Annotated in this window: 12 protein-coding genes; 7 read left to right on the forward strand and 5 right to left on the reverse strand. The window is 68.3% G+C overall.

Translation table 11 applies throughout. From position 1 onward, the window contains the following. Positions 1-16: 16 nt before the first annotated feature. From FEI13_RS07770 to FEI13_RS07790, 5 genes are read right to left on the reverse strand one after another with little or no spacing between them, the layout of a single operon-like run. Positions 17-286: a K+/H+ antiporter subunit F gene (locus FEI13_RS07770; protein ID WP_138180980.1), complete on the reverse strand. Its 270-nt coding sequence runs from the start codon at positions 284-286 to the stop codon at positions 17-19. Next, entirely contained in the window at positions 280-777 is a 498-nt protein-coding gene (locus FEI13_RS07775) for a Na+/H+ antiporter subunit E (protein ID WP_138180981.1), read from the reverse strand. The genes FEI13_RS07770 and FEI13_RS07775 overlap by 7 nt, the downstream gene beginning before the upstream one ends. After that, a complete protein-coding gene (locus FEI13_RS07780) occupies positions 774-2,285 on the reverse strand; it encodes a monovalent cation/H+ antiporter subunit D (RefSeq protein WP_138180982.1) in 1,512 nt (503 codons plus the stop codon). Before FEI13_RS07780 ends, FEI13_RS07775 begins: the two co-directional genes overlap by 4 nt. Beyond that, on the reverse strand, positions 2,282-2,620 hold the full coding sequence (locus FEI13_RS07785) for a Na+/H+ antiporter subunit C (RefSeq protein WP_089847482.1): 339 nt from the start codon (positions 2,618-2,620) through the stop codon (positions 2,282-2,284). The genes FEI13_RS07780 and FEI13_RS07785 overlap by 4 nt, the downstream gene beginning before the upstream one ends. Further along, positions 2,620-5,448 carry a monovalent cation/H+ antiporter subunit A gene (locus FEI13_RS07790; RefSeq protein WP_138180983.1) on the reverse strand — a complete coding sequence of 943 codons (2,829 nt, stop codon included), beginning with the start codon at positions 5,446-5,448 and terminating at the stop codon, positions 2,620-2,622. Before FEI13_RS07790 ends, FEI13_RS07785 begins: the two co-directional genes overlap by 1 nt. Before the next feature lie 263 nt (positions 5,449-5,711). Between FEI13_RS07790 and FEI13_RS07795 the strand changes: the two genes are divergently transcribed. Genes FEI13_RS07795 through mnhG form a run of 7 tightly spaced genes read left to right on the forward strand, consistent with a single transcriptional unit; the run spans position 5,712 to position 11,527 of the window. Beyond that, a complete protein-coding gene (locus tag FEI13_RS07795) occupies positions 5,712-8,057 on the forward strand; it encodes a putative monovalent cation/H+ antiporter subunit A (RefSeq protein WP_138180984.1) in 2,346 nt (781 codons plus the stop codon). Then, a complete protein-coding gene (locus FEI13_RS07800) occupies positions 8,050-8,484 on the forward strand; it encodes a Na+/H+ antiporter subunit B (protein ID WP_138180985.1) in 435 nt (144 codons plus the stop codon). The genes FEI13_RS07795 and FEI13_RS07800 overlap by 8 nt, the downstream gene beginning before the upstream one ends. Before the next feature lie 9 nt (positions 8,485-8,493). Then, entirely contained in the window at positions 8,494-8,841 is a 348-nt protein-coding gene (locus FEI13_RS07805; protein ID WP_138180986.1) for a Na+/H+ antiporter subunit C, read from the forward strand. Continuing rightward, positions 8,838-10,352 carry a Na+/H+ antiporter subunit D gene (locus tag FEI13_RS07810; RefSeq protein WP_138180987.1) on the forward strand — a complete coding sequence of 505 codons (1,515 nt, stop codon included), beginning with the start codon at positions 8,838-8,840 and terminating at the stop codon, positions 10,350-10,352. Before FEI13_RS07805 ends, FEI13_RS07810 begins: the two co-directional genes overlap by 4 nt. Then, complete coding sequence (locus FEI13_RS07815; protein WP_138180988.1) at positions 10,349-10,822, forward strand: Na+/H+ antiporter subunit E; 474 nt, start codon at positions 10,349-10,351, stop codon at positions 10,820-10,822. Before FEI13_RS07810 ends, FEI13_RS07815 begins: the two co-directional genes overlap by 4 nt. Before the next feature lie 38 nt (positions 10,823-10,860). Then, positions 10,861-11,130, forward strand: coding sequence for a cation:proton antiporter (locus tag FEI13_RS07820; RefSeq protein ID WP_138180989.1), 270 nt, complete (start codon positions 10,861-10,863; stop codon positions 11,128-11,130). Next, positions 11,123-11,527 carry a monovalent cation/H(+) antiporter subunit G gene (mnhG, locus tag FEI13_RS07825; protein ID WP_138180990.1) on the forward strand — a complete coding sequence of 135 codons (405 nt, stop codon included), beginning with the start codon at positions 11,123-11,125 and terminating at the stop codon, positions 11,525-11,527. The genes FEI13_RS07820 and mnhG overlap by 8 nt, the downstream gene beginning before the upstream one ends. Positions 11,528-11,636 lie beyond the last annotated feature (109 nt).

Consider the following 11,636-nt stretch of genomic DNA (forward strand, 5'->3'; position numbering starts at 1 on the left):
CTCCGACGTTGCTGGCCTATTCGATGATGTCGCCGCGCAGGATGTACTTGCAGACCGCCACCGTGCTGATGAAGCCAAGCATGGCGATCAGCAGGGCCGCCTCGAAATAGGTCTTGGTATTCAGCCACAGACCCATCAGCACGATCAGCGCGATGGAATTCACGTACATGGTGTCCAGCGCCAGGATGCGGTCGGGCATGTCGGGCCCGACCGTCAGGCGATAGGCATTGAGCAGGATGGACATCAGGACCAGCGTGATGCTGATCTTCAGGGCAATGTCTAGCATTCGTAGATCTCCTTCAACGGCCGCTCGTAGCGCTCGCGTATCGTCTCGATCAGCGCGTCCTCATCCTCCATGTCGAGGGTATGGATCAGCAGCGACTTGCCGTCCATGCGCAGGTTGGCCGATACCGTGCCCGGGGTGAGGCTGATGGTGCTAGCCAGCAGGGTGATGGTGAAGCGCTCCTCCAGCATCAGCGGATAGACAACGAAGGCCGGGCGCATGCGCTGGCGCGGATTGATGATCAGCCAGGCCACCTGGATGTTGGCGATCAGGATGTCGCCGAGCACGCGCGCAACGAAGCGCAGCAGCAACCCGGGGCGTGCCACGTGGGGCTGCGCGTCCCAGAAGCGATAGGTGGCCAGCGGGATGAGCAGGGCCAGCCCCCCGCCCAGCAGGATCTGTCCCGGCGCGATACTGCGGGCCATCAGCAGCCAGACGACCAGCAGCAGGATCGACAGCAGGGGGAGGGGGAGCCAGCGACGAGGCGTGATCATGGGGACTCTCCGGCATCAGACAGGACGGCACGCACCAGCACATCCGGATCGGCCAGCTGGTCGGCGGTGGCGCGGGTGTAGTCGCTGACCGGACCCGCCAGGGCGACCAGCAACGGCGAGGCGGCGAGCAGTCCGCCGGCGCCGAGCCAGCGCGAGCGCGAGAGCGCCTCGCCGCTGGCCTCGCCGTCATGGCTGCGCCAGAACAGCGTCGAGCCGGCGCGCGAGAGGGCGATCAGCGTGGCCAGGCCCGTACCGAGCAGGATCGGCCACAGCCACGGCTGCTGCCAGGGCGCGGCGGCGTCGAGCAGCAGGGCCTTGCCGATGGCGCCCGACAGCGGCGGCAGGCCGGCCACGGCGATCGCCCCGACGAAGAACAGTCCGGCCAGCAGGCGGCCGTCGCGCAGCGGACGCCCCTTGACCAGTCGTGTGCCCGCCTTGCCCCGCTGCAGGCCGATCATCTCGGCCAGCAGGAAGAGTGCGCCGGTAATCAGGGTGCTGTGCACCAGATAGTAGAGCAGGGCGGAGACGGCTTCCGGCGAGCCCATGCCGATGCCGGCCAGCAGCGTGCCCACCGAGATGACCACCAGGTAGGCCACCATCAGGCGCAGGTCGCGGGCGGCCAGCACGCCGATGCCGGCCACCACCATCGTCGCCAGCGACAGCCACCATACCCAGGGGCGTTCGAGGGCCTCCAGGCCCCCGGCCTGCTCGCCGAAGATCAGCGTATAGACCCGCAGGATGGCGTAGATGCCGACCTTGGTCATGATCGCGAAGAGCGCGGCGACCGGCGCCGGGGCGGCGGCATAGGCCCGCGGCAGCCAGAAGTAGAGCGGCAGGATGGCGGCCTTGAGGCCGAACACCACCAGCAGCATCAGGCCGCCCGCGGCGACCAGGCCCGTGCGTTCGGCCGGCAGCTCCCCCAGGCGCACGGCCATGTCGGCCATGTTGAGGGTGCCAGTGGCGCCATAGAGCACGCCGACGCTGATCAGGAACAGCGACGAGCCGACCAGGTTTAGCACCACGTAGTGCACCGCCGACTGGATTCGCGACTTGCCGCCGCCGTGGATCAGCAGCGCGTAGGAGGCCAGCAGCAGCACCTCGAAGAACACGAAGAGGTTGAACAGGTCGCCGGTCAGGAAGGCGCCGTTGATGCCCATCAGCTGCAGCTGGAAGAGGCCGTGGAAGTTGCTGCCGCGTTCGTCGTCGCCGGCGCAGGCGAAGATCACGCAGCCCAGCGCCAGCACCGAGGTGACCATGATCATCAGTGCCGAGAGGCGGTCGAGCACCAGCACGATGCCGAACGGCGGCTGCCAGCCGCCCAGCGCGTAGTAGGTGACCTCGCCGCCGGCGGCCCGGGTCAGCATCACCGTCGCTACGACCACCAGCAGGGCGGTCGCCGCGACGCCCACCCGGCGGTGGGTACGCATGGCGCCGTGTCGGCTGCGCAGCAGGATCAGTCCCACCAGCAGCGGCAGGACGACGGGAAGTACGATCAGGTGCTGCATCACCGGTGAGGCTCCTCTCGCTTGCGACCGTCGACGTGGTCATTGCCCAGCTCGCTGCGGGCGCGCATGGCCAGGATGACCACGAAGGCGGTCATGGCGAAGCCGATCACGATGGCGGTCAGCACCAGCGCCTGGGGCAGGGGGTCGGCGAAATGGGACTGGCCATCGATGATCGCCGCGCCGCCGGTCGTCAGTCCTCCCATGGAGAACAGGAAGAGGTTGACCGCATAGGAGAGCAGGGTCAGCCCGACGACGACCGGGAAGGTCCGACCGCGCAGCGTCAGGTAGAGCCCGCAGGCGGTCAGCACGCCGGTGGTGATGGCGTAGAGGCTTTCCATCAGTGTTTCTCCTTGCTGGAACGGGACAGGTTCTCGTCGCTGGCCGGGGCCCCCTTGGCCGGGCTGTGAGGCGTGGTGACCTTGCCCAGGTTGGCCAGGATCATCAGGGTGGCACCGACCACCGCCAGGTAGACCCCCAGGTCGAAGAGCAGGGCGGTGGCCAGCTCGAAGTCGCCGATCAGCGGCAGGTGGAAGTGCCCGAAGGCCGAGGTCAGGAACGGCTCGCCGAACAGCCAGCTGCCGAGTCCCGTCAGGGTCGCGATGCCGACGCCGGCGATCGCCACCGGCTGGTACTCGAACTGCAGCCGCTCCTGGGCCCACTCCACGCCGCGGGCCATGTAGAGCAGAATCATGGCCACGGCGGTGACCAGACCGGCGATGAAGCCGCCGCCGGGCATGTTGTGGCCGCGCAGGAAGATGAACGCCGAGACCAGCAGCGCCAGCGGCAGCAGGGCCATGGAGATGGAGGTCAGGATCGACGGGTAGCGGTCCGGCGACCACAGCCGGCCCTCGGTGTCGCTATGGGGCATGAACAGGCGCAGGCGTCGCAGCAGCTTGAAGATGGCGAGACCCGCCAGGGCCAGCACGGTGATCTCGCCCAGGGTATCGAAGCCGCGGAAGTCGACGAGGATCACGTTGACCACATTGTGGCCGCCGCCGCCGGACACGCTGTTTTCCAGGAAGAAGCTCGAGAGGCTGGTGGTGTCGCGGGTCAGCACCGCATAGTTGAGGCTGGCCACCGCCATGCCCAAGGCGCTGGCCAGCACGATGTCGCGCACGTTGCGCGGCGCCGAGGTCTCGCGGGAGGTGTGCTGGGGCAGGAAAAAGAGCGCCAGCATCAGCAGGATCATGGTCACCACCTCCACCGACAGCTGGGTTAGCGCCAGGTCGGGCGCCGAGAAGCGCGCGAAGGTCAGCGACACCACCAGTCCCACCACCGAGAGCATCAGCAGCGAGATCAGGCGATAGCGGTGGGTGGCGGCCGTGGCGATGCCGCCGAAGATCAGCAGCCCGGCCCCCACCAGCAGCACGCCGTCGACGGGCTGGTTGCCCTGATCGCCGGTGAGCAGCGGCATACCGGAAAGGCCGAACCCCACCACGACCAGCGAGGCCAGCAGCAGCAGGCCGACGTAGCGCTGCTGGGAGCCGTTGTCGATGCCGCGCAGCGTCGCCTCGGCCCAGGCGGAGAGCCGCTGCATGGCGCCCTCGAATACCAGGCGTGCGTCCACCGGGCGAAAGCCCTTGAGGAAGCGTTGCAGGTCGGGGTGGCGCCAGTACATCGCCACGCCGGCGACCAGCGCCACCCCGCTCATCGCGAGCGGCAGGTTGAACCCGTGCCAGATCGCCAGGTGGAAACTCATCGTCTCGCCGAGCACCGGCGTCAGGGCCAGCCCCAGCAGGCCCTCGGCCAGTACCGGCGCGAGCCCCACGAGCACGCAGATTACCACCAGCACCACCACCGGGGCGCGCATCAGCCAGGGCGGCTCGTGGGGGGACTTCGGCGGCGCCTCGCGGGCCGGCTTGAAGAACACCGCATGCACCAGGCGCAGCGAGTAGGCCACCGAGAGGACGCCGCCCAGGGTGGCGAGCACCGGCAGCAGCCAGCTCAGCCCGCCGAGCACCGGGGTCTCCAGGGTCTCGGTGAAGAACATCTCCTTGGAGAGGAAGCCGTTGAACAGCGGCACCCCGGCCATGGCGGCGCCGGCCAGGGTGGTCAGCAGGGCGGTGATCGGCATGGCGCGCCTGAGCCCGCCCAGCCGCTTGAGCTCGCGGGTGCCGGTCTCGTGGTCGATGATCCCCGCGCACATGAATAGCGCCGCCTTGAAGGTGGCGTGGTTGAGGATATGAAAGAGGGCGGCGAGTACCGCCATGGGGCTGCCGATCCCCAGCAGCACGGTGATCAGGCCGAGATGGCTCACCGTGGAGAAGGCCAGGATGCCCTTGAGGTCGGTCTTCATCAGCGCGAACCAGGCGCCATAGAGCATCGTCGCCATGCCGATGAGCGAGACGACCACCGTCCACAGCTCGCTGCCGGCGATGGCCGGGTGCAGGCGCGCCATCAGGAAGATGCCCGCCTTGACCATGGTCGCCGAGTGCAGGTAGGCCGAGACCGGCGTGGGGGCGGCCATGGCGTGGGGCAGCCAGAACTGGAAGGGGAACTGCGCCGACTTGGTGAAGGCGCCGAGCAGCACCAGCCCGAGCATCCAGGGGTAGCGCGGGTCGGCGAGAATGGCGCTGCCGCTCTCGAGCACCACCTGCATGTCGTAGCTGCCGACCATGTCGCCCAGCAGCAGCAGGCCGGCGAGCAGCGCCAGGCCGCCGGCGCCGGTCACGGTCAACGCCATGCGCGCCCCCTTGCGGGCGTCGCTTCTGTGCGACCAGAAGCCGATCAACAGGAAGGAGGAGAGGCTGGTCAGCTCCCAGTAAAGCCACAGCAGCAGCAGGTTGTCGGCCATCACGATGCCGACCATGGAGGCCATGAACAGGATCAGGTAGGCGTAGAAGCGCCCAAAGGGCTCCTCCGGCGACAGGTAGTAGTGCGCGTAGAGCAGGATCAGCAGGCCGATGCCCATGATCAGCAGGTTGAACAGCACCGACAGGCCGTCCAGGCGGAAGGCCAGCTCGAGGCCGAGGGTAGGCACCCAGTCGACGGCGAAACGCAGTGTCTCGCCGGCCGCCAGGGTCGGCAGTTGGCCGAGGGTCATCAGCAGCGCCAGCGCGGGCAGCAGTGCGGTGGCCAGGGAGCAGAAGCGGCGTCCACGTTGCGCGGTGAACGCGGGCACCAGCACCCCCAGCAGGGGCAGCAGGGCTATCCACAGCAGTGTCATCGATCGGTCATCCTGCGCGGGTTCGGAAACGGGGAGGGCCGTCTGGATCACGCGCCCGGGGAACAGGATGAGACAGGCGATACGCCATCGCCCCCCGTCCCTGGGTCAAGGCCCCCCATGGTTTGGCTCCTTGCCACTTTACCGCAAAGCGAATTCCCTCGCTGCCTCCTTGCCTTTCAACTCTTTGTCTCTCTAGAGTGGATGGACCTTATCGAGGGGGCACGCCGCTGTTGCGCGCTCCATCGTCACAAGGAGGGTGGCCGATGCAACTTGCCGTGCTAGGAGGCTTCGTGATGGCGTGCCTGGCCCCGCTGCTGCACCAGTGGTTCGGGGCCCGAACGCCGCGTCTCATGGCGCTGCTGCCCGCGGCGATCGCGGCCTGGCTGATCGGCCAGTGGCCGACGATCGCCGGCGGCGAGGTCCTGCTGCTGGAGTGGGCCTGGGTGCCGGGGCTCGACATCACTCTGACCTTCCTGATCGATGGCCTCGCCTGGCTGTTCGCCTTGCTGATCACCGGGATCGGCGCCCTGGTACTGCTCTACACCGGGGAGTACCTGCGCGGCCATCGCGACCTGCCGCGCTTTCTGGTGGTGATCACCGCCTTCATGATGTCGATGCTCGGCCTGGTGCTGGCCGACAACCTGGTCACGCTCTTCGTGTTCTGGGAGCTCACCAGCGTCACCTCCTACCTGCTGATCGGCTTCCATCACACCGACCCCGCCGCCCGCAAGGCGGCCCTGCAGGGGCTCTTCGTCACCGTGGGGGGCGGGCTGGCGCTGCTGGCCGGCTTCGTCATGCTCGCCGGCGCCGGCGACAGCTGGTCGCTTTACGAGCTCGTCCAGCGCGGCGAGGCGCTGCGCGCCCATGCGCTCTACACGCCGCTGCTGCTCTGCGTGCTGCTGGGCGCCTTCACCAAGTCGGCGCAGTTCCCCTTCCATTTCTGGCTGCCCAACGCCATGGCCGCCCCCACGCCGGTCTCGGCCTATCTGCACTCGGCGACCATGGTCAAGGCGGGCATCTACCTGCTGGCGCGCCTGCATCCGGCGCTGGGTGGCACCGAGCTCTGGGTTATCAGCCTGTCGCTCGTCGGGGCGGTGACCATGGCCACCGGCGCCTTCCTGGCGATCCACCACACCAACGTCAAGATGCTGCTGGCCTACTCCACGGTGATGGCGCTGGGCACCCTGACCCTGCTGCTCGGCCTCGGTACCCCCCAGGCGCTCACCGCCTTCGTGGTCTTCCTGCTGGCCCACTCGCTCTACAAGGGGGCGCTGTTCATGGTGGCCGGCATTCTCGACCACGAGACCGGCACCAAAGACGTCACCGCCATGGGCGACCTGCGCCGGGCGATGCCGCGCACCGCCGTCGTCGCCGGCGTCGCGGCCCTGTCGCTGGCCGGGCTGCCGCCGCTGCTGGGTTTCGTGGGCAAGGAGGCGATGCTCGCCTCGGTGCTCGAGGCCTCCGCCTGGCGGCCGATGATCCTGCTGCTCGCCTTCACGGCGGCCTTCCTGACCCTGGCCGTCGCGGCCATCGTCGCCCTGCGCCCCTTCTTCGGCGCCCCGCGCCAGACCCCGAAGACGCCCCACGAGGCGCCCTCGGCGATGCTCGCGGGACCGGCGCTGCTCGCCGTGCTGTCGCTCGCCCTCGGCCTGGCGCCGGGCCTGCTCGACCCGCTGGTGGCCGCCACCCTGGCCGGCATCGGCGCGCCCGCCGCCGACGTGCACCTGTCGCTGTGGCACGGACTCAACCTGCCGCTGGCGCTGTCGCTGGCGAGCCTGGCGCTGGGGCTGCTGACCTACCGTCACTGGGATCGCCTGCGGGCGCGGCTGTCACGCCTCGCGCCGCTCATGGCGCGCGGCCCCGAGGCCGGCTATGAGGCGCTGATGGCCGGCATGGTGGCCGTCGCCGGCTGGCAGACGCGGCTGCTGCAGAACGGGCACATCCGCAACTACCTGGCCATGACCCTGCTGGTGCTGGTCGGCCTGGTCGGCCATGCGCTGTTCTTTCGACACTCCCTCGCGCTCGACCTCACCCTGGATCTCTACCTGCATGAGGCCGTGGTCGCCGGCCTGATGGTCGCCGGGGCCGTGGCGGCCTGCGTGATGCGCTCGCGCCTGGCGGCGGTGGCGGCGCTCGGCACCATGGGCTTCTCCATCGCGCTGTTCTTCGTGCTGTTCAGCGCCCCGGACCTGGCGATCACCCAGCTGCTGGTGGAGACCCTGACGGTCATCCTGCTGGTGCTGGTGCTGTTCCGCCTGCCGCGCTTCGCCACCCTCTCCACGCCCCTCGAGCGGCTGCGCGACCTCGCGGTGGCCGTCCTCACCGGCGGTCTGATCACCCTGCTGATGCTCGCGGTGCTCTCCGGGGAGCGCCTGCCGCGCATCTCGGAGTACATGGTCGCCAACAGTCAGCCGCTCGGCCACGGCCACAACATCGTCAACGTCATCCTCGTCGACTTCAGGGCGCTGGATACCCTGGGCGAGATGTTCGTGCTGGCGCTGGCGGCCGTCGGCGTCTATGCCATGCTGCGCTTCCATGCCCGGGACGATCATGCCCGGCATCGCCGGGCCCAGCGCACCGCGCCGACGAAGGAGAGCGACGATGGCTAGGTCGGGCACCCTGATCCTCAATGCCGCGGCGCAGCTGCTGCTGCCGCTGCAGCTGCTCTTTTCGCTATTCCTGCTGCTGCGCGGCCACGACGAGCCGGGCGGAGGCTTCATCGCCGGCCTGGTGGCGGCGGCGGCCTTCGCGCTCTACCTCTTCGCCTTCGGGCGTCGCCCCCTGAACCGGATGCTCACGGTGTCGCCCCGCGACCTGGTGGCCATGGGGCTGCTGCTCGGGGTGGGCTCGACGCTGCCGGCGTGGTGGGTCGGCGAGCCCTTTTTCACGGCCCAGTGGTGGACCATCCCGATCATCGACTTCAAGGCCTCGACAGTGCTGATCTTCGATATCGGGGTCTACCTGGTGGTGGTGGGCTCGGTGCTCACGGCGATCACCGCCCTGGTCAAGACCGACCAGCACGATGACGAACGCTGAGGAGGCACCATGGAACCCCTGATAGCCGTCGCGATCGGCATTCTCTTCGCCGCCGCCGTCTACATGATGCTGCGTCGCTCCATCGTCAAGCTGGTGATCGGGTTGATGCTGCTCTCCAACGCCGCCAACCTGCTGATCTTCGCCACGGCGGGCATGGTGCGCGGCGCCCCGCCGCTGGTGCCCGAGGGCCTCTCGGCACCGGCGGGCGCGGTGGCCGACCCGCTCCCCCAGGCGCTGGTGCTCACGGCCATCGTCATCGCCTTCGGGGTGCTGTCGTTCGCCGTGGTGCTGGTGCGTCGCGCCTGGGAAATCGTGGGCGCCGATGACCTGGACAAGATGAGGGATACCGACACGTGACGCCCCAGATCGCGCTGCCCATCATCATCCCGCTGCTGGCGGGGGCCGTGTCGCTGCTGTTCTGGCGCTCCCGCAGCATGCAGCGCTTCATCGCTGTGGCCGGCACCGCCAGCCTGCTGCTGACCAGCCTGTGGCTGCTGGCCACGGTCCATCGCGACGGCATCCAGGTGATGCACATGGGCGGCTGGACGGCGCCCTTCGGCATTAGCCTGGTCGCCGACCTGCTGGGCGCGATCATGGTGGTGCTCACCGGCATCATCGGTTTCGCCGTGGCGCTCTTCTCGCTGGCCACGGTCGGGCGCGGCCACGAGGCCTACGGCTACTTCCCGCTGATGCACCTACTGCTGGCCGGGGTCGCCGGCGCCTTCCTCACCGGCGACATCTTCAACCTCTACGTCTGGTTCGAGGTGATGCTGGTGGCCTCCTTCGCGCTGCTGATCCTGGGCAGCGAGAAGGCCCAGATGGAAGGGGCGATCAAGTACGTCACCCTCAACCTGGTCTCCTCGGTGACCTTCCTGGTCGCCGTGGGGCTGCTCTACGGCATGGTCGGCACACTCAACATGGCCGATATTGCCCGTCGCCTGGCGCCCCTCGAGAACGACGGCATGGTCGATGTGCTGGCGATGATGTTCATGGTGGCCTTCGGCATCAAGGCGGCGGCCTTCCCGCTGTTCTTCTGGCTGCCGGCCTCCTACCACACGCCGCCGGTGGCCGTCTCGGCGCTGTTCGCCGGCCTGCTGACCAAGGTCGGGGTCTATGCGCTGTACCGGGTGTTCACGCTGATCTTCCATCATAGCCCCGGCTACACCCATGAGATCCTGCTGTGGGGGGCGGGATTCACCATGCTCTCCGGGGTGCTCGGCGCGGCGGCGCAGTTCGAGTTCCGGCGCATCCTGTCGTTTCACATCGTCAGCCAGATCGGCTACATGATCCTGGGACTGGCGCTGTTCACCCCCCTGGCGATCATCGGCGGGGTCTTCTACATCATTCACCACATCATCGTGAAGACGAACCTCTTCCTGATCAGCGGCATCGTCCATCGACTGCGCGGCACCTACCAGCTCGCCTCGCTGGGCGGTTTCTACCGTAGCCACCCCTGGCTTGCCGTGCTGTTCCTGATCCCGGCGCTGTCGCTCGCCGGCATGCCGCCGCTGTCGGGCTTCTTCGCCAAGTTCATCGTGATCCGCGCCGGCATCGAGGCCGAGGCCTACGGCGTGACCTTCATCGCGCTGCTGGTGGGGCTGCTCACCCTCTATTCGATGATCAAGATCTGGGCCGAGGTGTTCTGGAAGGCGGCGCCGGAGGAGGAGCTCGATGCCATGCCGCCGGTCGAGCCGCGAGCGATGTGGCTGATGTCGACGACGGTGGCGGGCCTGGCGCTCTGCACCCTGTTCATTGGCCTCAATGCCGAACCGATCTACGCCCTGGCCGAGGCCTCGGCCGGCCAGCTGCTGGCGCCCGAGCGCTACATCGAGGCCGTGCTCGGCGTGGCGGGGGAGGGGACGCCATGATCGGAGCCACCTGGAACCTGATGCTCGGCTTCGCCTGGGTGGTGCTGACCGGCGACTTCAGCGGCCGCAACCTGCTGGCCGGACTGCTCTTCGGCTACCTGGTGCTGGCGCTGATCCAGCCCCAGGTGCCGGCACTGGCCGGGCATGCCCAGCGCCTGCCGCGGCTGGTCCGCTTCATCGGCTTCTTCCTCAAGGAGCTGGTGATGGCCAATCTCAAGGTCTCCTACGACATCATCACCCCGACCTGGTACATGAAGCCGGGGGTGATCGCCATGCCGCTGCGGGCCACCACCGAGTTCGAGATCGCCCTCGTCGCCAACCTGATCTCGCTGACGCCGGGCACCCTCAGCCTGGACGTCTCCGACGACCGCCGCGTGCTCTACATTCATGCCATGTTCCTGGACGACGAGCCGGCGCTCCGGCGCAGCCTGGCGGAGCTCGAGCGCCGGGCGCTGGCCCTGTTTCACTAGCGAATGCCCGTTTTCGTTGCGCATAAAGGAGGTACTCGGTGTCCCCCGTGATCCTTGTGAGCCTGGCGGTGATGGTCTTGGCGCTGTGCCTGGCCTTCGTGCGCCTGTTTCGCGGCCCCAGCCTGCCGGACCGGGTGGTGGCCCTGGAGCTCTTCTCGTCGATCCTCGTCGGCATCATCGGCGTGGTCGCCATCGCCACCGACGTGCCGAGTCTGTTGGACGTGGCGATCGTCATGGCGCTGATGGCCTTTATGGCCACCATTGGCTTTGCTCGCTTCCTGGAGCGCGGGGGACCGCGCGATGATTGACGTAATCGAGAGCGGCCTGATCCTGGCCGGCGCACTCTTCATGTTCCTGGCGGCGCTGGGCGTGCTGCGTCTGCCCGACCTGCTGACCCGCATGCACGCCACCACCAAGGCGGCGACCCTGGGCACCGCCCTGATCATGCTGGCGGTGGCACTACACTTCGCCGAAGTGGCGGTGGTGGCGCGCGCCTTCGGGGTGATTCTTTTCATCATGATGACCGCCCCGGTGGCGGCCCACGTGATCGGTCGGGCGGGCTACATCGTCGGTGCCCGGCTGTGGGCGGGCACCGTCAAGGACGAGCTGAAGCCGCACTTCGACCCCCTGACCCGCGACTTGAGGAGCGGCGCGCCGGCCGAGGAGCACGAGCGCCGCCCCCCCGACGACCTCGACGCCTCCTGAGGCACGCGCTCGCCGCCCGATGCGCCTCGATCGCTATGGGGCCGCCTTCGGGCGGCTCCTTTTCGTTGGGCCTTAGATCGATGGCCGCGGTCGTCGAGTCTTGAACGTC

This window comes from Halomonas urmiana, assembly GCF_005780185.1.
In the GTDB taxonomy this organism is placed as follows: Bacteria; Pseudomonadota; Gammaproteobacteria; order Pseudomonadales; family Halomonadaceae; genus Halomonas; species Halomonas urmiana.

What these genes read in the sequence shown, in the direction of transcription:
- FEI13_RS07775 (WP_138180981.1), bottom strand. Translation starts at nt 777, where the DNA reads ATGATCACGCCTCGTCGCTGGCTCCCCCTCCCCCTGCTGTCGATCCTG.
- FEI13_RS07790 (WP_138180983.1), bottom strand. Translation starts at nt 5,448, where the DNA reads ATGACACTGCTGTGGATAGCCCTGCTGCCCCTGCTGGGGGTGCTGGTG.
- FEI13_RS07800 (WP_138180985.1), top strand. Translation starts at nt 8,050, where the DNA reads ATGGCTAGGTCGGGCACCCTGATCCTCAATGCCGCGGCGCAGCTGCTG.
- FEI13_RS07770 (WP_138180980.1), bottom strand. Translation starts at nt 286, where the DNA reads ATGCTAGACATTGCCCTGAAGATCAGCATCACGCTGGTCCTGATGTCC.
- FEI13_RS07795 (WP_138180984.1), top strand. Translation starts at nt 5,712, where the DNA reads ATGCAACTTGCCGTGCTAGGAGGCTTCGTGATGGCGTGCCTGGCCCCG.
- FEI13_RS07785 (WP_089847482.1), bottom strand. Translation starts at nt 2,620, where the DNA reads ATGGAAAGCCTCTACGCCATCACCACCGGCGTGCTGACCGCCTGCGGG.
- FEI13_RS07815 (WP_138180988.1), top strand. Translation starts at nt 10,349, where the DNA reads ATGATCGGAGCCACCTGGAACCTGATGCTCGGCTTCGCCTGGGTGGTG.
- mnhG (WP_138180990.1), top strand. Translation starts at nt 11,123, where the DNA reads ATGATTGACGTAATCGAGAGCGGCCTGATCCTGGCCGGCGCACTCTTC.
- FEI13_RS07805 (WP_138180986.1), top strand. Translation starts at nt 8,494, where the DNA reads ATGGAACCCCTGATAGCCGTCGCGATCGGCATTCTCTTCGCCGCCGCC.